Origin of the sequence: Pseudoalteromonas neustonica (genome assembly GCF_001653135.1) — a bacterium.
Taxonomy (GTDB): Bacteria; Pseudomonadota; Gammaproteobacteria; order Enterobacterales; family Alteromonadaceae; genus Pseudoalteromonas; species Pseudoalteromonas neustonica.
In genome coordinates this window covers 104,530-127,019 of record NZ_BDDS01000009.1, presented here as the reverse complement: position 1 = coordinate 127,019, position 22,490 = coordinate 104,530, and the positions used below count along the sequence as shown (strand labels likewise).

Genomic DNA, 22,490 nt, shown 5'->3' with positions numbered 1-22,490 from the left:
CCTGTTGTATATACAACTGATTTTGTTTTAAAAAATACGCAATTAAGCGCATCTTTTTGATTCGTGTATTATTTTATTTTTTAAATGTTAAATGGCCACCTAAGCGATATTTACTCCCTGGTGACACTAAACGTGCAAAGCTAACAATGCCTGATGATGACCACGTACGGCGTATAACCTGTAAGCAAGGTTCTTCATGATATAAGTTTAGCCATTGGCACATTTCGCTGTTGGGCATTATCGCTTCCACTGTGTGGCGAGCTTCTGTTAACGGCGCAACGCTCGATAAATATTCGTGCGGCGTTAATACGGTAAAATTTTGTTGTAGGTAACTTTTTGCCAAAGCAGGATTAACAAAGCGTTCTTCTACTTGCAGCGGCTGATCATTTTCGTTGTGCACCAATACACTGCGATACACTAGGCTATCTACTTCAACACCTAAAGCAATGGCAATAGGTGCAACGGCGCTGATAGATTCAAGTACTAACACAGTGCAACTGTAATTACCGCTGCGGGCTTTAACTTCATCTGCAATATTTTTAATTTCAAGCAATGATGATTGTGATTTAAAGCTGGCAACAAACGTACCTAAACCTTGGCTACGAGTGAGGATATCCGCTTCTGTAAGTTCACTCAATGCTCGGCGTGCTGTCATCCGACTGACACTAAATTGTTCAGCTAATTCGTTTTCTGAAGGCACGCGTTGGTTTTCTTGCCATGCGCCGGATCGAATATTATCAACAATAAACTGCTTTATTTGTGCGAATTTAGGTGTCGTCATTAGAGTTTTTACAATCTTTTTAAATTACCTATTAACTATAAGATGACATATTTATCTTGTATATACAAGATGGCTTGCTAGACTAATAAAAAAGAATTTTAGGAACCGATATGACCACATTAACCGCGACAGATAACAGCAATGACTGGGACTTACTGATCACTGATGCCAATATAGCCACTATGGATAGCAATATTGATGCACCGTATGGTGCAATTGAAAATGCGGCGCTGGCGGTTAAAGATGGTCATATCGCATGGCTTGGTAAGCAAAGTGACTTACCAACATTTGATGTGTTAGCTACACCGACAGTGTCTGCTAAAGGGCAGTGGCTAACACCCGGTTTAATAGATTGTCATACTCACTTAGTCTTTGCTGGCTCACGGGCTGAAGAGTTCGAACAGCGTTTGCAAGGTGTTAGTTACGAGCAAATTGCCGCGCAAGGTGGTGGTATTGCCAGCACTGTAAGGGCAACACGAGAGGCTGACCATGAAGCGTTATTTGTGCTGGCGAAAGATCGCCTCAATGCACTCTATGCTGAAGGTGTAACTACGATTGAAATCAAGTCGGGCTACGGACTTGACTGCGAAAATGAAGTAAAAATTCTCGAAGTAGCGCGCCTACTTGGTGAAAATCATCCCGTTGATGTAAAAACCACTTTTTTAGGGGCACATGCATTACCACCTGAGTATAAAGGTCGTAGTGATGAGTATATTGATTTGGTGTGTAACGAAATGTTAGATCAGATTGTTGCAGCTAATTTAGCTGATGCGGTTGATGTATTTTGTGAAAATGTTGGTTTTAGTAATGAGCAAACACGTCGCGTGTTTACAGCCGCAAAAAAACATAGTTTGCCTGTAAAATGCCATGCCGAGCAGTTATCTAACCAACATGGCACAGAGCTTGTTGCTGAATTTAAAGGTTTATCGGCAGATCATATAGAGCATTTAGATGAAGCGGGAGTAAAGGCTATGGCCGCAGCGGGTACTGTGGCTGTTTTATTACCCGGCGCATTTTATTTTTTACGTGAAACTAAGCAGCCGCCAATTGAGTTATTAAAGCAATACAATGTACCAATGGCTATTTCAACAGACTTTAACCCGGGCACCTCACCCTTGTGTTCTTTGCAATTAATGATGAATATGGGGTGTACATTATTTCGTTTAACGCCAGAGGAAACTTTAGCTGGAGTGACGTGCAATGGAGCTAAAGCACTTGGTTTAAAAGACCGTGGTGAATTAAAAATAGGGCTACGAGCTGACATTGCACATTGGCAAATTTCTCACCCAGCGCAATTAAGTTATCAATTAGGCGTAAATAAACTGTTAAATCTGTGGATATTGGGTAGACTTAATTAGTCTATTTTAATGTTGTACTTACTCAATGTCTTTAATTGCGCTATTAACAAATACTGGATTTGAATACGCAGCAAGGAGCGCTTTTTTAAACAATACACAGTTACCCGTTTTTTTAGCCGGTATGGTATTGATGGCGATGGTTTGCGCTTTGTGTGTAGTTAATAAATCGCAGTTGCGATTTAGCTATATACTCAACGGGGTTATTTCGCTAGCGATATTAAGTGCTGCATTTCCTTATTTAGAATTGTTGTTAGCATTGAGCATTTGCCTTCACTTATGGCAAGCATCTAAACAAAATAACTCAACGTTACTCACGCTAAGTTACTGCGCAGCAATAATATATATAATATTATTTGCTGCTAATTTGCTTTTAGGCATACCCTTATTTTTAGTCACATTGGCAAGTATTATACTGGCAGCATCTGGCTATTTTGATGAGCAAGATTTAGAACCGCACAGCACCGAAACACAAAGCTTAGAGCAAGAAGGCTTTGCTGCAGCATCCCCGTTAATGAGTCTTCCTAGTTGTAAGCAATTACGTAATAGTTATTATGCGTGGCGTGAGCCACAGCATTATCGCGGTGTATTAATAATTATTCGCTTAGAAGGGTTTAAAGAAGTAAATCAACATATAGGACGAGATTTTGGGGATTTATTATTAGCTCAATCGGCAAACCGTATTAAAGAGTTTTTGAATATGGATGAAGTTGTTAGTTTAGGTGGGGACCAAAAGTTAGCACATTTAGGTGGGTTAAATTTCGCATTTATATGTAATTTGGAGCAGCAAAAGCACCTGCATGAACAGCTAATTAGTCAAATATTAGGTGCGACTCTAAAGCCTTTCAATGTCGCAAATTGTACAATTGAAGTGAAGGCACGTGCGAGTTATGTAGATTGTGATGAACAGGAAGGTAGTTTTGATAATCTTATCTCATGTGGTTACTTAGCGCTTGATAGTGTAGAACCACAGCAGGTAGTTGCTTATCACCAACAAATGAAAATAGAGCAGCTAGAGCAGCAGGCGCGCTTAAAAGAGTTGACTAATATAGACTTTGCACGAGAGCTTGAGCTCTATTTTCAGCCAGTGATAAGAAATACAGATGAAAAAATTGAGTTCTTAGAGCTGTTACTACGCTGGCAACACCCAAAGCAAGGGATACTATCAGCACACCGTTTTATTGATGACATACGTATAGCAGGGCTTGCTTTCCCACTTGCTACATTTGTGATTGAACGTGCGGCAGAATTGGCAATGGCACTGCGTGTGGAGGGTATTAGGATACCCTTGAGCATAAACGTGTTTGGTTCGGAAATGCTTAATGAAGAGTTTATTGATTTTATTGATGATGTTTTTACTGAGCACCAGCTTCAGCCTGGGGATTTGATAATTGAATGCCCGTTAAATTTATTTATGAGTTTAGATGATCAAGGTAAAGCAATGGTTGCACGCCTTAATAGTATTGGAATTAAGGTATGCGTTGATGGTTTAGGTGATAGCCCGGTTTGGTTAGCTAAATTACCAAATTTAGCGGTGGAGTATGTAAAGGTTGCACCAGCATTGACTGCCGACTTTAGTCATCAAGGTCATATTCGCAGTTTAGTTGGCGGTATGGTCGAAATGCATAATAAACAGAATGCCAAAGTGATTTGCGAAGGGGTAGAAACGATTGAGCAGCTCAATTTTGTGAAAAGTTTAAATGCTTACGCTGCACAAGGCTATTACTTTAGTCATCCGCTAAGCAGTGTAGGGATGATTACATGGTTAAAGCAATGGCAGCTTGAGCATTAAACGCTTTTTACATTTTCCCGCGCTTGTAAATACGCATTAGCTAGTGCACAAATGATTTGTCCGGCATCGTTAATACCTGCTTGCAATCCACTAGGGTGCTGGTTTGGTGCTGCTTCACATAGATGTAAATAGTGACTATTTGTTTGACTAGCAGCTAAATGCACAAAATGTTCTGCGTCGCTAACACTAAAACCGCAATTGGTATACGCGCTGACGGGCATTAATGAAATGCTATCAAGGTCGACTTCAACACCAAGTGGTGCATCAGTTAAGTTTTGCAAAGCTTGTTGGCATGCATCGCTAAGTGTTTTTTCACGTCTTACTTGCAGTGACTGATAGCTATCATAGTTAAAGTTGGCAGCAGCTAAAGCATCAATAATTGCTTGATTGTTTTTTAGCTCGTGCATACCAATAATATGATAATTATTTAAGAGTTTTTCATGATAAGCATAACGAAAGCCATTACCACTATGACGACCTTCGCAATCGCGAAAATCAGCATGAGGATCAAAATTAATCGCATTAATAGGGTTATTTTTATGTTTACTTAATGCGCGAATAATACCCAGGCAATTATTATGACCACCGCCAATAACAATTGGCTCTAAACCTGCTGTAAATATTAAACTTAAAACTTGCTCAACACGCTGATCAAGTTGGGCACATAAGTCACGTAATTGCTCAAGTTGCCTTGGGTGTTGATTGCTTAAACTTGATGCAGCAAGGGTTAAATCGGCAACATCAACTTCGCCTAAAAGTAATACCTTATCACTGGCTAAAAATTGGTTGTCGGGTTGGTTTAAGAAACGTTTAACAAATGCTTGCCAGCCATCTTGCGCACCACCATTACCTACATTAGCGCGAGGGCCGATATCTTCACAAATGCCAATGAGCACATAACGAATACCAAATTGGGCGGCATCTTGCATCGCTTGTAATGGGTCAACATGGGTGTCGAGGAGGGCGATTGACTGCCATGCTTTTTTTTCATTTGCACGACTGTTGCACCAAGGTTTAACAGTCGCTTCATCGTAGATATTTAAGTAGGCTGTCACTTTTAGTCTTCTATGATTTCCAGTTCAAGTTCTTCACCAGATAAAATAATACCAGTGCTATCTGCATAAACATAATCATCATCGAAAAAAGACACGCCAGCGAAATTAACGCCAATGCCATCTTCGCCAGCGCCTTCGCTATCAGCAGCGACAGGGATAGATGCAATTGCTTGAATACCTAAATTAATCTCTTCAAGTTCGTCAACATGGCGCACTGCACCATAGACAACAATACCTTGCCAGTTATTTTCTGTGGCTAACTCTGCCAGCTCTATATCAATAAGTGCCCGACGTGTAGAACCACCACCGTCAATGAGCAATATGCGATCTTCGCCTTCTTGAGAGAGTATCTCACGGATCAGTTCATTATTTTCAAAACATTTAGCTGTTTTGATGCGACCACCAAAGCTATGACGGCCACCAAAATTGATGAACATAGGTTCGAGCACGTCGACCACGTCGGCAAAGTGATCGCATAAATCTGAAGTGCTGTAATCCATTTTATTATCCTCTAAAGATACGTTAGCTTGTACTTCAGTATACCTTGCTGAAACGCAATAACAACGACTTAATACCAGTAAATAGCGCTCTTTTTAAACAAATAATGCGCTAAAACAGTAAAAGCAATATTAGTGTCTTAAAACTTTCACCTAATTGTTATTTCTAGCACCTATGCTGAAATTGTGCACAGGTTTGCATGAAAAAGGAGCAAGCAATGAGTGAGTACAATATATTAAAGAAGGTTGCGCAGCTGGATGAAAATTTATTTCTTAAGCTGTTTAATGGTAATTCCCCTTTATGGCTAAAAAATTCCGCATTAGGGTTATCTAAAAGTGGCAACGGAGGCTTGTATCTTGTTATCGCTTTTGCTGTTAGCTGGCTAGGTAGCGAACAAGAGCTGTTGGCGGTTACTTTATTACTGGGCTTTTTAATCGAGCGTCCTATTTACTATATCGCTAAAAATGGGTTTGCACGCGTACGTCCTTGTGATTGCTTAGTGAAAGGCGCGTATATTGTGCCGGGTGACAAATTTAGTTTGCCATCAGGCCATAGTGCGGGGGCTTTTTTAGTGGCAATAATTCTTGCTCAATATTTTCCACAATTAAGCGTTGTGTGGTTTTTATGGGCGGTAGGCGTTGCTGCATCCCGAGTTGTGCTAGGTGTTCATTTTCCTGCCGATGTTGTACTGGGAGGGTTAATAGGTTCAAGTTGTGGTTTGGCAGCCATACTAGTGGTGGGTTATTTATGAGGGTATTGTACGGTATTCAGGGAACTGGAAACGGCCACATAACACGAGCTCGCGTGATGGCAAACGCATTTAGTAGTATGAATATTGACGTTGATTATGTTTTTTCAGGACGAGCTCAGGAAAATTATTTTGATATGGAGGCATTCACTAACTATCGCAGCTTTCGCGGGTTATCTTTCTCAACACAAAATGGCCAAATAAATAGTTATCGTACAATTAAAAATGCGCGAATGTGTAAATTGTTGTCTGATATAAAGCAGTTGGACTTATCTGGTTATGATTTTGTTTTTAATGATTTTGAACCTATCACTGCTTGGGCTGCAAAGCGCCAAGGCGTACCTGTTATTGGCATGAGTCATCAAGCTGCCTTTTTATCACCAAAGGTGCCAATGTTTAGACACGGGCTATTCCATCGTTCATTAATTAAGTGTTATGCCCCAGCAGATATTTACTTAGGGGTCCATTGGCAGCCATTTGCCGATAATATTATTCCACCTTTTATTGCTAATCATCCTCATGAAAATCCTGTAAGTGTCGATAATAAAGTGTTGGTGTATTTACCTTTTGAAAATCTGACTAGCGTGGTCGATTATCTAAAAGATTTTCCTGAAAAAGAATTTTACTGTTACCACCCCAATGCAAGCAATGAGTCTTGCTCTCACATTCATTTGAGAGGGTTATCACGCCAGGGGTTTTTAAACGATTTAGCTAACGCAAGTGGCGTAATTGCTAATGCTGGTTTTGAACTGTCAAGTGAAGCGCTTAAATTAGGTAAAAAATTATTGTTAAAGCCATTAGCTGGTCAATTTGAGCAAGATGCGAATGCACAAACGTTACTTGCTATGAAAGCGGCTCATGTAATGAGGTATTTAAATCCTTATGCATTAGATGATTGGATTAATAGTGAAAGCAAAAGGTTAATTAATTTCCCAAGCGATCCGCAACCGTTGATTGAGTGGTTAACGGCTCGGCAGTGGGGAAGTACACACCAACTTCATAGATCATTGTGGTCAGGAGTCAGTTGAGGACTTTTGGTGCTTAAATAAGGCAACTGACTTAAATTATCTATAAATTGTTAGATAATATGCGCGAAGAAAATATTATTTAACTATACTATATGGTGAGACTAATTTAAGGGCTGTTGTTAATGAGTTTACTTCAAAATTTGACGATTAAACGTCGCTTGCAATTCAATGCGGTAGTCGTTGGTTTAGCTATGATCGTAATGTTATTTGTTATCATTTATGAAGCACGCATTATGCTTAAGTTAAATGAAACAATTCAATACGCTGAAGAGCTAGATATCCACGAACTATCTATGAGAAAGTTTGAGAAGAACTTTTTATTCTATAAGCAAGAGGAGGACTTGGCGCTATTCGAAAATGAATACCAACAACTTGAAGCTAAGATATCAAAGCTTAAAGCCGTTACTGATGAGTTAGGTGTACCAAATAAAGAAGTCGATCAATTTAAAATATTAGCTGAGCGATATTACCAAGATTTTAATACAGTTGTAGTGTTACAAAGAGAAATTGGTTTACACCCAAAAGATGCCCTTTATGGTGAGTTGCGCGGTGCCGTGCATCAAGTAGAGACGCTATTGAAAGAGCGTGAAAACTACGAACTTCTTTCGCTAATGTTGCAGCTGCGCCGTTCAGAAAAAGACTTTATGCTACGCTTTGATATTAAGTATCTTGATAAGTTTAATGATATTACTGAGTTACTGAATAAAAAAATAGCTCAAGCAGGCTTTGATAGTGGTTACCAAAGTCAGCTAATAAACTTACTTGGTAGTTACCAAACTAAGTTTGATGCACTAGTTAAAGCGCAAGTTGCTTTAGGCCTTGATTTAAATTCAGGTGCATTAGGTAAAATGAAGTCAAGCGTAAAAGAAAGTGATGCGGTTGTCTCTAAAATTACCAGCGATATAAAGCTGCAAGTTGAAAAACAAGCCAGTGATGCGCAGATGTTTGCAATTATTATATTTATTTTTGCCAGTATAATCGTAATGGCGCTCGTTTACTTTACAAGCAAATCTATCATTATTCCCATTGAACGGGTTTATCATACAATTAATGAGATTCGTCGTAACAATGATTTAAGCCTTACTATTGAGCAGATAGGAAAGGATGAAGTAACCACGATGACAATTGACTTTAATAGTTTGATTAGCGACTTTAAAAAACTTATTTATGAAGTTAATACGGCGCTAAAAACGCTTAATGTAGCAACAGAGCATTTATCAGAAACAACTGCGGCAACAAGTTCAGGTATGCAAGAACAACTTCATGAAGCTGATATGGTGGCAACCGCTGCAACTGAAATGCAGGCAACCATTCAAGATATTTCACATAATACAGAAGCCGCAGCTAAAAAAGCTGAATCAACGAATGTGAGTGCTCAGCAAGGCCGCCGTGAAGTTGAATCAACAGTTAATCATATTAATCAATTATCTGAATCTTTAGGTAAAGCCTCTAGTGTTGTATCACAGCTTGAAAAAGATGGTGAGACTATAGGGTCTGTACTTGATGTAATTCGAGCGATAGCTGAGCAAACTAATCTATTGGCATTAAATGCCGCAATTGAGGCTGCTCGTGCGGGTGAGCAAGGGCGAGGCTTTGCTGTAGTTGCAGATGAAGTTCGTTCGTTGGCGCAACGTACTCAAAGCTCAACGCAAGAAATAGAAAGTATTATTTCAACGTTACAAGAGCGCACTCAAGAAGTGGTTAGCATCATGCAACAATGTCGTACACAAGGTGGAGAAAGCGCAGCACAAGCGACTAAAGCGGGTGAGTTACTGAGCTCGATTACTGAAGATGTACAAACGATTATGGATATGAGTACGCATATAGCAACGGCAATTGATGAGCAAAGCCAAGTCGCCTCAGAAGTAAATAAAAACGTGGTACGGATACGTGATATTGCTGAAGATGCATCGGCCCATTCAGTGACCAATGCACAAACAAGTGAAGAAGTATCTGAACAAGCACGTGTACTTCATAAAGCGATTGATAAGTTTAAGGTTTAGCCGTCAGCCGTCAGCCGTCAGCCGTCAGCCGTCAGTTATAAGTTATAAGTTATAAGTTATAAGCCATAAGTTTTAAGCAGCCTTGAGTTGCTTTGAGCTTATGGCTTTTTTGTTTGGGTAATTAAATGAGGAAAAAACAACAGATTTATTGAGCTGAATCCATTAGCCACAAAGCCTAATTATTCATCCTGTAGGTCGTCATTTATGGCGAAAATCAATTAACCATTGGAATTGACGCGCTAAAGCACGACCTACGCCAATCTCAGGCTCTAGTTACTTAACTTCCTTGTGAATAATTCAGTTAAAGATCTTTTGCACAAAGAGAAGGGAATGAGAAGTAAATGAGGGGAAACTTAGCGCTTAATTAGTATTGGCATGTTTAAATAATCGATAATCTAACACGAGTATTACTAAGCGATTGAATCAAAATAGCAACTCAGCTATGGTTATGCCATCAATAACAATAAATTAAAAACGAGTTAATCTACAGACTCGTTATTTATAGTATTAGGTAAATTTTGAGTCCTTATTTTGAAATTAAAATAGAGCCCAGCGTGGATTACTTTTTGTGGATGTTCCCCGTGTTATTTTTGTTTGCTATTTTGATCAGGTTTTCGGCTGTTTCAGACCTTGCAACGAGTTTAGTAAATATTTCTCGCAATTGGCTTTTAACAATTATCGGGTTCATTTTTTTCATCGGACTGTTTGTAACATACTCAGAGTTGAAACGAGACCGCGAGATTAAAAAGCAGATCGATGCGGGAGATTTTTCAGTTGTATCAGGCTGCATTCAAAACTATAGGTTAGACAAGGTTAAGAGGCAAACAGCTACATTCGAAGTTGAAGGGGTTGAGTTTTCATTTAATAGTTACACAAAAACACCTTTTTTCTATGAAAAAGAGTTACCTGGTAAAGTTGTAAAAAATGGTGGCTGCTTAAAAGTTAGCTACTTACCAACAATCAAAGAAAACAAAATCATAAAAATCGTAAAGCTAACAAAGTAATTAAAAAAGGGCAGATAACAGTTGGTTTTTGCTTCTTCTGCACTTATTTTAGTCAATTGATATTTTTTATTATATGGGCGTTAATCATTTGATACCGCAGTACAAGCTCGACTGTCAGATTTGATTGAAGCTTATTAATCTAAAACTTGTCCAGACTATTTTAGAGCTTATGAAAACCTAGAATCTAGCTACCTAGCGCCTTCTGATTATCTTCGTTGCACTCAACCAGAACCACATAGTTAACTTTAACGCCGAGCAGCTTAAAACTTACCACTTAAAACTTAGAGCTCATTAAGGCATAAACTTTATCGGTACGCTGTCTTTGCTAGCTTGATGCTCTGCGATGCGTTGTTGGTAGGTTTGCCATAATTCATCATGTTGGGCTTGTAAGTGGCTGAAGTATGCCCAGCTGAATAAGCCGCTGTTGTGGCCATCGTCAAAGTCTAAGCGCAGTGCGTAGTGGCCTACGGGTTCTATGTGTTTAATACCGACGGATTGCTTATTAAGTACGAGTTTCATCGGTTCGTTGCCGTGGCCTTGCACTTCTGCTGAAGGGGAGTGAACACGTAAAAACTCACAGCTAAAAGTACAATGGCTGTTATCGTCAAAATAAACATCAAGGTTTTTACTAACACTGTGATAATGAACTTTAGTGACTTGTTTCATGGCTAAACTCGCGTAAATAAAAAGCCTCCAACTGGAGGCTTTAAAGTATATCTTAAAATAAGAGAGGAAATTAAAGAATAAAGCGACTTAAGTCTTCATCTTCAACCAATGCGCCTAGGTGTTTTTCAACATATGCGGCATCAATAACAATGCTTGTACCGGCCTGCTCTGATGCGTCGTATGAAATTTCTTCCATTAACTTTTCCATCACAGTGTGTAGGCGGCGAGCGCCGATATTTTCGGTTTTCTCATTTACTTGCCATGCGGCTTTAGCTATGCGCTCTATTGCGTCGTCGCTAAACTCTACTGTAACTTGCTCAGTTTTAAGTAGCTCACGCTGTTGCTCAGTAAGCGATGCGTGTGGCTCTGTTAGAATGCGTTTAAAGTCATCAGCGGTGAGCGCTTCAAGTTCAACGCGAATAGGTAGGCGACCTTGCAGCTCTGGGATCATGTCAGATGGTTTAGACATTTGGAATGCGCCTGAGGCAATAAATAACATGTGATCTGTTTTAACCATGCCGTGCTTAGTGCTAACGGTTGAACCTTCAATTAGCGGCAGTAAGTCACGTTGCACGCCTTCACGGCTCACGTCAGGGCCTGAAGAGTCACCGCGCTTACAAATCTTGTCAATTTCATCGATGAAAACAATGCCGTTTTGCTCTGCGGCAAAAATAGCTTGTTCTTTTAGCTCTTCAGGGTTAACTAATTTTGCAGCTTCTTCTTCAATTAACAGTTTAAACGCTTCTTTAATTTTAAGTTTGCGTTTAGTGCGCTTGTCGCCCGACATATTTTGGAACATGCCTTGCAATTGATTGGTCATTTCTTCCATACCAGGAGGTGCCATGATTTCAACATTGGGCTGTGCTTGCGCTACATCAATATCGATTTCTTTGTCATCTAACTGACCTTCACGTAATTTTTTGCGAAAAACTTGACGAGTCGACGAGCCTTCATCACGCTGGTTTTCACCAAATGAATCTTTTGCCGGTGGCAGTAGGGCATCTAAAATGCGTTCTTCTGCGGCTTCTTCAGCGCGGTGCTTAAATTTTTTGGTTTGTTGTTCACGTGTCATTTTGATTGATACGTCAACTAAGTCACGAATAATCGTTTCTACTTCTTTACCTACGTAGCCCACTTCAGTGAACTTCGTTGCTTCCACTTTAATAAAAGGTGCGTTGGCAAGTTTAGCTAAGCGACGTGCTATTTCAGTTTTACCTACGCCGGTTGGGCCGATAAGTAAAATATTTTTTGGTGTTACTTCAGCACGCAAATCTTCATTTAATTGCATGCGGCGCCAGCGATTACGAAGTGCAATAGACACGGCTTTTTTTGCTTTTGCTTGGCCAATGATATGTTGGTCAAGTTCATGGACGATTTCTCTGGGAGTCATAGCAGACATAGCAGTTCCTATTACAATTCTTCGATGGTTTGGAAGTTATTTGTGAATACACAGATATTGCCGGCAATTGTTAGGCTTTTTTCTACAATTTCATGGGCACTTAAATCGGTGTTTTCTAATAATGCGGTGGCGGCGGATTGAGCAAAATTACCACCGCTGCCGATTGCTATTAAGTCATTTTCTGGCTGCACTACATCACCGTTACCTGTAATGATCAGTGAGGCGGTTGAATCTGCAACAGCAAGGAGGGCTTCTAATTTTCGCAGCGCGCGGTCACTTCGCCAATCTTTAGCCATTTCTACTGCGGCTTTGGTTAGGTTACCTTGGTGCATTTCAAGTTTGCTTTCAAAACGTTCGAATAGGGTAAAGGCATCAGCAGTGCCGCCAGCGAAACCAGCGATCACTTTGCCATTATAAAGGCGTCGAACTTTGCGGGCATTGCCCTTCATTACGGTGTTGCCAAGCGAAACTTGGCCATCGCCACCAATGACGACTTTATCGCCGCGACGTACACTTACAATAGTGGTCATGTTATTCCTCATCATCGAGCCGCAGGGGCGACTCGTTAAAAGCGATTGATGATGAGTTAATATGGGTTAATGGGCTAAATTCAAGTCCAAAGCCAAATTCCGCAGCCAGTTATTTTGCTACGCTTGAGTTTGTTTTTGTCGCTTTCAGCTAAGCGCTTGGTTTTATAGGGGCCTAAACGTACTTTATACCAAATACCATTGGTGCCAGTGGTTTCACGTATCTCAGCAATTAAACCTGCAAAGGCAATTTTAGCTTTGAGGGTTTCAGCTTGACCATGGGTTCTAAAAGATCCGCATTGCATGACATAAGGACCTTTTTGCTCAAGCTCTTTTACTTCAACTTGAATTTCGTGTTCTTTTATTTCTTTAATAAACTCAGGCGGACGCGGTTTTGCGGGCTCAACTTTTACTGTGGGTTGCGTTGGATTTGCCTGCTGCTCTACAAGTTTTGGATCTGCATTATTTTTTACGTACCACAGGCCAAAACTAAAACCACCAACAAGAAGCATAGTTAGCAATACTAACAATACTGGAAATGGCTTTTTTGGTGGGGCTTGTTTTTTACTGGAACGTTTGCCTGGTTCTTTATTGATAAAATCGTGTCGTGCCATGGCTTTTTGTTTCTTACCTTAAATCATATCTATTGGGTCTACATCTAAGCTCCAGCGCACCTTCTGTGCTAATTTACTGGTGCTTAAATAATCGACCATCTGCGCGAGATATTGGTGTAAAAGAGGGCGATCGTGCGCTTGAATGTGTAATTGAAAACGATACTTACCTGCTACTCGCTCTAATGGAGCAGGAATTGGACCTAGCAATTGTATACCAGTTAGACCATGCACTGGAACTAAATCTGTTAAAAAATCGACGACTTGTTTTATGCTGTGTCCTTCTGCTCGCACAATTGCCATGTTGGTAATGGGGGGCAATAGTGCGTCCTCACGTTCTTGTATCGCAAAGCGGGCAAAATCTTGATAACCATTGTTTACCAAATCTTGTAATAGTGGGTGTTCAGGAAAATGAGTTTGTAGTAATACTTGCCCAGGCTCCCCGCTGCGTCCAGCTCGCCCAGCTACTTGGGTAACTAGCTGTGCCAAATGTTCTGTAGCACGAAAATCACAGGAATATAAACCGCTGTCTACGTCTAAAATCAGCACTAAGCTTACATCCGGGAAATGATGCCCTTTAGCGAGCATTTGTGTACCAACCAAGATGCGTGAGCCGCCTAAGTTAATTTCATCAAGGGCTTTTTCTAGGCTGCCTTTTCGCCGTGTTGAATCGCGATCGATGCGGCTTATCGGTGTATCTGGAAATTCACCTGTTAAAAATTCTTCAATTTGTTCAGTGCCTTTACCGTTAGGGAATATTTGTGTACTCCCGCAATCAGGGCATTGATGGGGTACTGGATGTTGTTCACCGCAGTGGTGGCAAATCATCTGACCAATTGCTTTATGAAAGGTTGCGCTAGTGCTACAGCGCGTGCACTCACTTAACCAGCCACATTCATGGCAGATTAGCGTGGGCGAAAAACCACGGCGATTTAAAAACACCATGACTTGTTTGTTGCGCTTTAAGTGTTGGCGAATGGTTGCAAGGCTTGCATGTGCAATGCCTGCTTGATCTGGTTGGCCTTTCATATCAAGCAATTGAAATTTATTATCGGTACTGGTTTGTGCGCGCTGAGTAAGGCTTAGTAATTGATATTTATTATTAATCGCTTTATGCAATGTTTCTAGAGCTGGCGTAGCAGAGCCGAGTATGAGCGGTATCTTATGCTGAAAAGCGCGATACGCGGCTAAATCACGAGCGTGATAGCGTAAGGTGTCTTGTTGCTTGAAAGAGCTATCATGTTCTTCATCAACAATGATCATCCCAAGTTTTAAAAAAGGCAAAAAAATGCTCGAACGAGTACCAATTACGATTGCGCAGCTGGCTTTTTCACAAAACCGCCAGGTTTGCAGGCGTTCGTTATCGGTTAATGCTGAGTGCCATAGCATAATAGGCGTGTCGGGAAAGCGACGGCGAAACCGGTTGACTGTTTGTGGTGTTAGGCCAATTTCAGGCACTAAGACGAGTGCTTGTTCTGCGCGTTTTAACACCTCTTCAAGGCACTGTAGGTAAACCTCTGTTTTCCCGCTGCCGGTCACGCCTTCAAGTAAAAAACTATTAAAGCCAGTGCTTTGATTTATTGCTGTGCAGGCGACTGCTTGTTCTTTATTCAGCGTTGGTTTAGTACCGACTGTTGGTGCTTGCTGCTGCCACAAGTTGTCGTGCTCAATGCTTTGATTAATGAGCTCTTTGCTGATCAGACTATCAATGGTTTTTTTATTAAACCCTAACGCTTTTAATTCTGTTAAGGATGATTTACCTGATTGCGCTAATTGTTTAAGTAAATTTAATTGGCTTTTTGCTTTTAACGAAGGAAGTTTGGCACCTTTTTCAGTTAACGCGACCATAGAAATACTCGTTTTATCAGGGCAATGGCCTTGGCGTAGTGCACTTGGCAACGCTATATGGATTGTTTCACCTAGTGGGTAGCAATAATAACGAGCAGTAAATCGTAATAGATCTAGGTGGCTTGTGGTTAATATTGGCGCGTCGTCAATAACTTCAAAAATACTTTTTATTTTATTTAAAGGCACCTCGGTTGTGTCTTTAAGTGCTAAAACCACCGCAACCTTTCGTTGATTACCAAAAGGGACTAATACGCGTGAGCCAACATGTAGCTGTGAATTCAACCCATCAAGTTGCTCAGGTAGGCGATAATCAAAGGTGCGATGTAATGGCACCTTTATAGCAACTTCAACAAAACTCATAACAACTCAAATAAAAGCAAGTAAGAGTGATAATGTACTAAAATTGCAGAAAAAAGCCTACCAGCAAATAGGCTGTTTATTTTTTTTGTTTATATTATTAGCAAATAATGTATTTAAAGCTTGTCGTAGGCAGGGTTGTTGCTTAGAATACGCGTCCTAATTATTTTGATTTTAACGACGTATGGTGCCAGACTTCGGGTTTGGAGAGCGATGCGGCCTTAACTAGAGGTTTCTATGAAAGAAGGTATTCACCCTAAGTACGAAGTAATTTCAGCATCTTGTTCATGCGGAAATAAGTTCGAAACTCGTTCTACTTTGTGTAAAGACATTCACCTAGACGTATGTTCTGCGTGTCACCCGTTTTACACTGGTAAGCAAAAGATTTTAGACACTGGTGGCCGTGTTGATCGCTTTAACAAGCGTTTCGGTGCACTTAGCAGCAAGTAATTATTGCTGTTGTGTCGGAAAAAGCACCTTAGGGTGCTTTTTTTATGCCTGCAATTTAATTAAAACTGGTTAGGGCGTGTGACCTTTCGTGATTAATTTTGCAGACTGTTTGGTATTTAAGCAAGGCAGCGCCTATAGTAGTGTGGTGTTCCCCACAAATAGGCGATAACGCAGTATAAATGCCAAACATGCGCTGCCCAAAGAGTTATTCCTTGGGGCGATTAACTCTTTGTTACCTACATGGGGGTAGGCAAGGGGCGTGAGCAGGACGCGGAAGCTTTGCTCGGTTTTTACTTAGCCCACTCGATTCCAAACCTCGCGCCGCGATTAAATCGCCCCTAGATTGAACAAATTTCAATCCACAAAGGACAACACGCCCAAGTATCAGCGGTTAAATTCACCCTTTTTTACCCCTGCCTAAAGTAACCATCATTTTTAGTTTTTATAGTGACTATAGCCACTAAATAACAGACAAACAGTTAGATTTTAACTATATTCAGTAATATATTTTGTTTAATTAATTGATGTTATGTTGATAAAAAGTCATTTAATGAGCCTAAATGACGCTAACGTCGTATATTTATATCTTTTATAGGGAATGTGTATTTTAGGTGTAATAAAGTACTATTTAGATGATTTTAGAACAGGTTTTTTGATGCTTTCTTGGCGTGTTATTGCTGGATTTTGAGGTTTTTTTACAAAACTGGTCGATAAAACGCATAAAATTAACAGATCTAGCTTATAACAGGATAGACCTGATATTGCTTGAATTTAATTGTAATATAGGTATCGTTCCAAGATACAGACTATAGAATAGAACTGCTTACTCTCACTTTTAACTTACTTGCAGGATAAAATCGCGTTATGTCAGACTTTCGTGAACAAGCTTTACATTACCATTCGCACCCCGTTCCAGGAAAAATCAGTGTTGAGCTTACTAAGCCAGCCGAAACCGTACAAGATCTCGCTCTAGCTTATAGCCCTGGTGTGGCTGAGCCTGTGCGTGAAATTGCCGCAGATCCAGCTAATGCTTATAAATATACTGGCAAAGGTAATATGGTTGCAGTAATTACCAATGGTACTGCTATTTTAGGCCTAGGTAATTTAGGACCTCTTGCTTCAAAACCAGTTATGGAAGGCAAAGCTTTGTTGTTTAAACGCTTTGCTGGCCTTGACTCAATTGATATTGAAGTAAAACACACAACCACAGAAGATTTCATCAATACCGTTGCAAATATTGCTGATACTTTTGGTGGTATCAACCTAGAAGATATTAAAGCCCCAGAGTGTTTTGAAATTGAAAAAGCATTGATTGAGCGCTGTAGTATTCCAGTGTTTCATGATGATCAACACGGTACAGCTATTGTAACTGCTGCGGGTATGATTAACGCACTTGAAGTGCAGGGTAAAAGCATTGAAGATGCGATTATCGTTTGTTTGGGTGCCGGTGCGGCCGCTGTTGCATGTATGGAGCTATTAATTAAGTGTGGCGCATTGCGTGAGCACATTTATATGCTTGATCGTAAAGGTGTTATTCATACGCGTCGTGATGACTTAAATGAATATAAACAGTTGTTTGCTAACAATACAGATAAGCGCACTTTGCAAGATGTTATTGCTGATGCTGATGTATTTGTTGGTGTATCAGGACCGAACCTGCTTGCACCGGAAGATCTTAAGCTGATGGCTGATAGGCCAGTTGTTTTTGCATGTTCAAACCCAGATCCAGAAATTGCACCTGCGCTTGCTCATGGTGCGCGCGATGATTTGATTATGGCAACGGGTCGTTCTGATTATCCAAATCAAGTAAATAACGTGTTGTGTTTCCCGTTTATTTTTCGTGGTGCATTAGACGTACGTGCGAGCAAAATAAATGATGAAATGAAAATTGCCGCCGTTGAGGCAATTCGCAGTATTACTAAAGAGCCAGTGCCTGCTGAAGTATTAAAAGCAGCAGGTGTTGATAAACTTGAATTTGGACCACAGTATATTATCCCTAAACCAATGGACCCGCGTTTATTACCGCGCATTGCAAAAGCAGTGGCGCAAGCGGCTATTGATTCAGGTGTTGCACAAATTGATATGCCTGAAAACTATATGGCGTAATAGGCACTATTTGGCAATAAAAAACCTCAATTCACTGAATTGAGGTTTTTTGTATCCAAATCATTGCCTGAAACAGGTGCACGTTATTTACAGGTGAAGATCAGTCTTCATTCAGGATAGGCACTTCTAAACCCATCTCTTGCATAATCTTTTTAACTTCTTCTGGTACTTTTTCTGGATTATCTTTACGTAAGTCTTCATCGTTTGGCAATGGTTGGCCAGTAAATGCGTGTAAAAATGCTTCGCAAAGTAATTCACTATTTGTTGCATGTCTAAGGTTATTAATTTGACGGCGAGTACGCTCATCAGTTAAAACCTTTAATACATTTAACGGGATCGAAACGGTGATCTTCTTAACTTGTTCTGATTTTTTCCCGTGTTCTGCATATGGGTGAATATATTCACCATTCCATTTAGCCATAAGATGTATCGTTGCCTCAGGTTGTTAATTGTTTGCGCGACCATTTTGTAGCGCAAAGATGCGGAAATTCTATCGTTTTAAAAAAGATAGTCAAATACTAGTTATTTAGCCATCTAGGGGTATAAATGTTTTGACTTCTTAAATTTGATCATCTAACCTTTTAGACGTCTAAACATCCAGTTAATATAGGTGACGGTATGAGCAAAAAAAATAAAGCGACAATCGCAGTACGTAATGGCATTGATGCTGATAAACATCACGGTGCTGTTGTGCCTCCTATCCACCTATCGACCACCTATTCATTTGCCGATTTTGATACTAAGCGCGAATATGATTATGGCCGTAGCGGTAATCCTAATCGTGATCTACTTGGCGAAACACTCGCAAAGCTTGAAGGCGGTGCCAAAGGCATTATAACTGCTACCGGCATGGCGGCAGTACATTTAGCAACACAATTACTAAATAGTGATGATACGTTAGTCATTCCACATGACTGTTATGGCGGCAGCTACCGTTTGTTTACTTCGCTTGAAAAGCGCGGCTTATTAAAATTAGTGGTTCTAGATTTAACAAACGCTGAAAACCATCAAAAAATACTTGAGATTAAACCTAAGCTAATTTGGATTGAAACACCAAGCAACCCAATTTTACGTTTAACTGATATTAAAGCGATTACGACAATTGCAAAGCAGTGCGGCGCTTTAGTTGGCGCAGATAACACGTTTTTATCACCGGCCTTACAAAACCCAATTGAATTTGGTGTTGATATTGTTGTGCATTCAACCACTAAATATATTAATGGCCACTCCGATGTTGTTGGCGGCGCTGTCATTGCAGCAACACAAGAGCTGGGTGACGAGCTTGCTTGGTGGGCAAATAATATTGGTATTACAGGTGCACCATTTGATAGTTATTTAACATTACGTGGCCTGCGGACTTTAAATGTACGTTTACGTCAGCACCAAGAAAATGCCTTTATCATTGCGCAATATTTAGAAAGTTCACCCTATGTGAGCCAAGTATATTACCCTGGTTTAGAATCTCATCCACAACATCAGTTAGCAAAACAACAACAACGTGGTTTTGGTGGCATGGTAAGTTTTGATATTGCTGGTGATGTAAATGATGCAGCAGCATTTTTAACGAGCCTAGAAGAATTCAGTTTAGCGGAATCGTTAGGCGGTGTAGAAAGCCTAATATGTCACCCTGCAACGATGACTCATGCTGGTATGGATGCAACAGCTCGCTTAGAGGCGGGTGTGGGTGATACGTTGATCAGAATTTCGGTGGGTATTGAAGATGTAAAAGACTTAGTTGCTGATTTAGAACGTGTGTTTAACAAAGTTAAGCCAGGCCAAGGTAATTGTAGTTCGACGACTACTAAGAGTAACTCGACGCAGCAAAGTACAGAGCAAACAAATTCATTCAAATTAACGCCTGCACATACGGCTTTGTGGTAATAGAAAATGGTAAATATAGTTCATAAATTTGGCGGTTCAAGCTTAAGCTCCGCGGAGCGTTATCAAGCCGTAGCAAATATTATTTTAGCACACACCGAAGCAGGTGACTGTGTCGTTGTGTCGGCAGCAGGTAAAACAACCAATACGTTGGTTAAGTTATGGCAAAGTTATCAGCAAGGTGATCAACAAGCCGTAAGTGATATTTTATTACAGCTTGATAATCATCAGCGTACTTTGATTGAGCAGCTATTAAGCCCAACAGCGCAATACGACGCAATTGATGTGTTAAAGCAAGAGTTAGCCTTAATAGCACAGCAAGCTCAACAGCAAAGCTTACAGGAAGCTTCATTGCTTGCTCACGGTGAAGTATGGTCAGCCCGTTTATTGGCTGCTTATTTACAGCAACTAGGACTTGAGGCGAAAGATATTGATGCGCGCCAGTTATTTACACTTAATGACGGGCAGTTGCTGCACCAAAAAAATCAACAAGCATGTGCAGACTTGGTTTCGGCTAACTGTATTAATGTTGTAACCGGTTTTATTGCGTCAGATTGTCAGGGCAATACGATTACTCTCGGGCGCAATGGCAGTGATTACAGTGCCACTTTATTAGGGAGTTACTGTCATGCTAATCAGGTGTCAATTTGGACCGACACGCAAGGTGTATTTAGTACTGATCCGCGTAAAGTTAAAAAAGCGCTTAAGTATTCTAAGGTCTGTCGTGGTCAAGCTAATTTACTTGCGCGTTTAGGTAACCCTGTTTTACATGCTAAGACGTTATCACCTTTGAAAAATACCGACATAAAACTAGTGGTACGCAGTAGTTATGATACGGATGCCAGTGCCACAGAAATTGTTAAAGAAGGTTACAGTAAAGCTAAACGGTTTATTACGACGTTGGAGAATATTGATTTACTGCGCATTGATCAGCTTCGTGCTGGTGAAGTGGGAGAGTTAAGTCAGTTAATTCAACATAGCCTGCATCATTTTATTCAAAATGGCGATACATACCTATTAGTACCAGCAGAAGCGACGCATCAAGTCGTCAGCCACCTGCAAGGGCGAGCTAATATTATAGAATCAAATTTACATGGTTGTGCGGTTGTTGCGCCACGCAATGATGTAACTCAGTTACTTGAGCAAGCAACGCAGGTGCTGAGTGAGCAAAGTTTAGCGCCGCGTTTTAGTCATCAAGATAATGATTATTTGCTACTGCTTACCGATCAATCTATTGATAGCGATGTACTTACATTACTGCATGACAAGTTAATAAATAAAGGTCAAGAGCTCGCGATCATTGTTGCTGGTATTGGTAATGTAGGTGAGGTATTTATTGATCAATTAAGTCAGCAGCTTAATCGCTTACAGCAGCATTTTAGTGTCAAGCTCGTTGGTTTATTGCGTTCACGTTCTATGTTATTTAGCCCAAGTGGTATAACACTTGAACAGTGGCAAACGCAATGGCAAAACGAGGCTGTAGACTACCAAGAAGCAGATCTGTTAGCACATATTGGTGAATTAGATTACGAACATAAAGTAGTGATTGATATTACAGCGAGTGAAGCGTTTAGTAAGCTTTACCCTGCGTTTGTTAATTTAGATTGTCATATGATTAGTGCTAATAAATATGCCGGTACAGCAAATAACGACTGGTATCAAAGTTTGCGTCAAAACTTAGCTGAGCGTAACTTATTGTGGCGTTATAACACCAGTGTGGGTGCCGGTTTACCGATTAACTTCGCATTAGCTGATTTACAAAACAGTGGCGATTGTATTACTCATATCGAAGGGGTTTTTTCGGGTACTTTATCTTGGTTGTGCAGTAGCTATGACGGTAGTGTAGCATTTTCAGATTTAGTATTAGAAGCGCAGAAGATGGGCTTTACTGAGCCTGATCCGCGCGAAGATTTATCTGGTCGCGATATGCAGCGCAAGTTGCTTATTTTAGCGCGTGAGCTTGGACTTACGCTTGAGTTAGATGATATCGCATTAACACCGTTAATGCCTACAGAGTTAGCACAAGGGGATTGGCAGTCATTCTTGGATAAAAAACATTTACTTGATAATTTTATTGCTGAAAAAGCGCAAGACGCGGCCAAAGATAATAAAGTACTGCGCTACACTGGCGCATTATCAATTCTTGATGGCAAAGTAACGGCTAAAGTTGGTTTAGCCTATGCAACACAAGGCGATGCACTTGCTAATTTAACACCAGGCGATAATATTTTTGTGATTAACAGCCAGTGGTATAGTGATAATGCGTTAGTTATTCAAGGCCCCGGCGCAGGTAAAGAAGTCACCGCTGCGGGTGTGCATTCTGATTTATATTGGTTAGTACAAAACTTAAAGTGATGCCAAGTTAAGTTATGAGAAACATAACA

The 22,490-nt window shown here is 40.4% G+C and carries 19 protein-coding genes; 10 read left to right on the top strand and 9 right to left on the bottom strand.

What is annotated here, in order from left to right; all coding sequences use genetic code 11:
* Positions 1 to 73: 73 nt before the first annotated feature.
* Positions 74 to 781, bottom strand: a complete 708-nt coding sequence (gene hutC, locus A7967_RS14165; protein ID WP_054204898.1) for a histidine utilization transcriptional repressor HutC — start codon at positions 779 to 781, stop codon at positions 74 to 76.
* A gap of 110 nt (positions 782 to 891) precedes the next feature.
* Between hutC and hutI the strand changes: the two genes are divergently transcribed.
* Complete coding sequence (gene hutI / locus A7967_RS14160) at positions 892 to 2,139, top strand: imidazolonepropionase (protein WP_054204897.1); 1,248 nt, start codon at positions 892 to 894, stop codon at positions 2,137 to 2,139.
* 130 nt (positions 2,140 to 2,269) lie between these two features.
* Positions 2,270 to 3,928: a GGDEF domain-containing phosphodiesterase gene (locus A7967_RS14155; RefSeq protein ID WP_054204952.1), complete on the top strand. Its 1,659-nt coding sequence runs from the start codon at positions 2,270 to 2,272 to the stop codon at positions 3,926 to 3,928.
* On the opposite strand, the gene A7967_RS14150 is transcribed toward A7967_RS14155, so the two are convergent.
* Positions 3,925 to 4,983, bottom strand: coding sequence for a formimidoylglutamase (locus tag A7967_RS14150; protein WP_054204896.1), 1,059 nt, complete (start codon positions 4,981 to 4,983; stop codon positions 3,925 to 3,927). The genes A7967_RS14155 and A7967_RS14150 overlap by 4 nt on opposite strands.
* 2 nt (positions 4,984 to 4,985) lie before the next feature.
* Positions 4,986 to 5,483 (bottom strand): ribonuclease E activity regulator RraA, encoded by a 498-nt coding sequence (gene rraA / locus A7967_RS14145; protein WP_054204895.1) that lies wholly within the window; start codon positions 5,481 to 5,483, stop codon positions 4,986 to 4,988.
* A gap of 215 nt (positions 5,484 to 5,698) precedes the next feature.
* Here rraA and A7967_RS14140 point away from each other — a divergent pair, with 215 nt between their 5' ends.
* The 4 genes from A7967_RS14140 (at position 5,699) to A7967_RS14125 (ending at position 10,264) form a co-directional block, all read left to right on the top strand.
* Complete coding sequence (locus A7967_RS14140; protein ID WP_054204894.1) at positions 5,699 to 6,232, top strand: phosphatase PAP2 family protein; 534 nt, start codon at positions 5,699 to 5,701, stop codon at positions 6,230 to 6,232.
* Entirely contained in the window at positions 6,229 to 7,257 is a 1,029-nt protein-coding gene (locus A7967_RS14135) for an MJ1255/VC2487 family glycosyltransferase (protein ID WP_054204893.1), read from the top strand. The genes A7967_RS14140 and A7967_RS14135 overlap by 4 nt, the downstream gene beginning before the upstream one ends.
* A 122-nt stretch (positions 7,258 to 7,379) precedes the next feature.
* Positions 7,380 to 9,260: a methyl-accepting chemotaxis protein gene (locus A7967_RS14130; protein ID WP_054204892.1), complete on the top strand. Its 1,881-nt coding sequence runs from the start codon at positions 7,380 to 7,382 to the stop codon at positions 9,258 to 9,260.
* Positions 9,261 to 9,814: 554 nt separating this feature from the next.
* On the top strand, positions 9,815 to 10,264 hold the full coding sequence (locus A7967_RS14125; protein ID WP_244507105.1) for a hypothetical protein: 450 nt from the start codon (positions 9,815 to 9,817) through the stop codon (positions 10,262 to 10,264).
* Between the two features lie 291 nt (positions 10,265 to 10,555).
* Here the strand turns inward: A7967_RS14125 and A7967_RS14120 are convergent, their stop codons facing one another.
* The 5 genes from A7967_RS14120 to priA all read right to left on the bottom strand — a co-directional run bounded on the left by A7967_RS14120 (position 10,556) and on the right by priA (position 15,675).
* Positions 10,556 to 10,930, bottom strand: coding sequence for a gamma-butyrobetaine hydroxylase family protein (locus tag A7967_RS14120; protein WP_054204890.1), 375 nt, complete (start codon positions 10,928 to 10,930; stop codon positions 10,556 to 10,558).
* Between the two features lie 70 nt (positions 10,931 to 11,000).
* Complete coding sequence (gene hslU, locus A7967_RS14115) at positions 11,001 to 12,329, bottom strand: ATP-dependent protease ATPase subunit HslU (protein ID WP_054204889.1); 1,329 nt, start codon at positions 12,327 to 12,329, stop codon at positions 11,001 to 11,003.
* Positions 12,330 to 12,340: 11 nt separating this feature from the next.
* Entirely contained in the window at positions 12,341 to 12,859 is a 519-nt protein-coding gene (gene hslV / locus A7967_RS14110; protein WP_054204888.1) for an ATP-dependent protease subunit HslV, read from the bottom strand.
* Between the two features lie 80 nt (positions 12,860 to 12,939).
* On the bottom strand, positions 12,940 to 13,470 hold the full coding sequence (locus A7967_RS14105; protein WP_054454770.1) for an SPOR domain-containing protein: 531 nt from the start codon (positions 13,468 to 13,470) through the stop codon (positions 12,940 to 12,942).
* Positions 13,471 to 13,488: 18 nt separating this feature from the next.
* The gene (gene priA / locus A7967_RS14100) at positions 13,489 to 15,675 is read right to left on the bottom strand and encodes a primosomal protein N' (RefSeq protein WP_064435814.1); all 2,187 of its coding nucleotides are present in this window, start codon (positions 15,673 to 15,675) and stop codon (positions 13,489 to 13,491) included.
* Positions 15,676 to 15,909: 234 nt separating this feature from the next.
* Between priA and rpmE the strand changes: the two genes are divergently transcribed.
* Entirely contained in the window at positions 15,910 to 16,122 is a 213-nt protein-coding gene (rpmE, locus tag A7967_RS14095) for a 50S ribosomal protein L31 (RefSeq protein ID WP_054204885.1), read from the top strand.
* An 864-nt stretch (positions 16,123 to 16,986) separates the two neighbouring features.
* Positions 16,987 to 18,228: a malic enzyme-like NAD(P)-binding protein gene (locus A7967_RS14090; RefSeq protein ID WP_054204884.1), complete on the top strand. Its 1,242-nt coding sequence runs from the start codon at positions 16,987 to 16,989 to the stop codon at positions 18,226 to 18,228.
* 100 nt (positions 18,229 to 18,328) lie between these two features.
* Here the strand turns inward: A7967_RS14090 and metJ are convergent, their stop codons facing one another.
* The gene (gene metJ, locus A7967_RS14085; protein ID WP_054204883.1) at positions 18,329 to 18,649 is read right to left on the bottom strand and encodes a met regulon transcriptional regulator MetJ; all 321 of its coding nucleotides are present in this window, start codon (positions 18,647 to 18,649) and stop codon (positions 18,329 to 18,331) included.
* 197 nt (positions 18,650 to 18,846) lie between these two features.
* On the opposite strand from metJ, the gene metB reads away from it, so the two are divergent.
* Together metB and metL are read left to right on the top strand one after the other, a co-directional pair.
* Positions 18,847 to 20,109, top strand: coding sequence for a cystathionine gamma-synthase (gene metB, locus A7967_RS14080; protein WP_054204882.1), 1,263 nt, complete (start codon positions 18,847 to 18,849; stop codon positions 20,107 to 20,109).
* Between the two features lie 6 nt (positions 20,110 to 20,115).
* Complete coding sequence (gene metL, locus A7967_RS14075) at positions 20,116 to 22,461, top strand: bifunctional aspartate kinase/homoserine dehydrogenase II (RefSeq protein WP_054204881.1); 2,346 nt, start codon at positions 20,116 to 20,118, stop codon at positions 22,459 to 22,461.
* The last annotated feature ends 29 nt before the right edge of the window (positions 22,462 to 22,490 follow it).

Excerpts from the sequence above, each read along its gene's own strand:
- hutC (WP_054204898.1), bottom strand. The coding sequence starts at position 781 with ATGACGACACCTAAATTCGCACAAATAAAGCAGTTTATTGTTGATAAT.
- hutI (WP_054204897.1), top strand. The coding sequence starts at position 892 with ATGACCACATTAACCGCGACAGATAACAGCAATGACTGGGACTTACTG.
- A7967_RS14155 (WP_054204952.1), top strand. The coding sequence starts at position 2,270 with ATGGCGATGGTTTGCGCTTTGTGTGTAGTTAATAAATCGCAGTTGCGA.
- rraA (WP_054204895.1), bottom strand. The coding sequence starts at position 5,483 with ATGGATTACAGCACTTCAGATTTATGCGATCACTTTGCCGACGTGGTC.
- A7967_RS14140 (WP_054204894.1), top strand. The coding sequence starts at position 5,699 with ATGAGTGAGTACAATATATTAAAGAAGGTTGCGCAGCTGGATGAAAAT.
- A7967_RS14135 (WP_054204893.1), top strand. The coding sequence starts at position 6,229 with ATGAGGGTATTGTACGGTATTCAGGGAACTGGAAACGGCCACATAACA.
- A7967_RS14130 (WP_054204892.1), top strand. The coding sequence starts at position 7,380 with ATGAGTTTACTTCAAAATTTGACGATTAAACGTCGCTTGCAATTCAAT.
- A7967_RS14120 (WP_054204890.1), bottom strand. The coding sequence starts at position 10,930 with ATGAAACAAGTCACTAAAGTTCATTATCACAGTGTTAGTAAAAACCTT.
- hslU (WP_054204889.1), bottom strand. The coding sequence starts at position 12,329 with ATGTCTGCTATGACTCCCAGAGAAATCGTCCATGAACTTGACCAACAT.
- hslV (WP_054204888.1), bottom strand. The coding sequence starts at position 12,859 with ATGACCACTATTGTAAGTGTACGTCGCGGCGATAAAGTCGTCATTGGT.
- A7967_RS14105 (WP_054454770.1), bottom strand. The coding sequence starts at position 13,470 with ATGGCACGACACGATTTTATCAATAAAGAACCAGGCAAACGTTCCAGT.
- priA (WP_064435814.1), bottom strand. The coding sequence starts at position 15,675 with ATGAGTTTTGTTGAAGTTGCTATAAAGGTGCCATTACATCGCACCTTT.
- rpmE (WP_054204885.1), top strand. The coding sequence starts at position 15,910 with ATGAAAGAAGGTATTCACCCTAAGTACGAAGTAATTTCAGCATCTTGT.
- A7967_RS14090 (WP_054204884.1), top strand. The coding sequence starts at position 16,987 with ATGTCAGACTTTCGTGAACAAGCTTTACATTACCATTCGCACCCCGTT.
- metJ (WP_054204883.1), bottom strand. The coding sequence starts at position 18,649 with ATGGCTAAATGGAATGGTGAATATATTCACCCATATGCAGAACACGGG.
- metB (WP_054204882.1), top strand. The coding sequence starts at position 18,847 with ATGAGCAAAAAAAATAAAGCGACAATCGCAGTACGTAATGGCATTGAT.
- metL (WP_054204881.1), top strand. The coding sequence starts at position 20,116 with ATGGTAAATATAGTTCATAAATTTGGCGGTTCAAGCTTAAGCTCCGCG.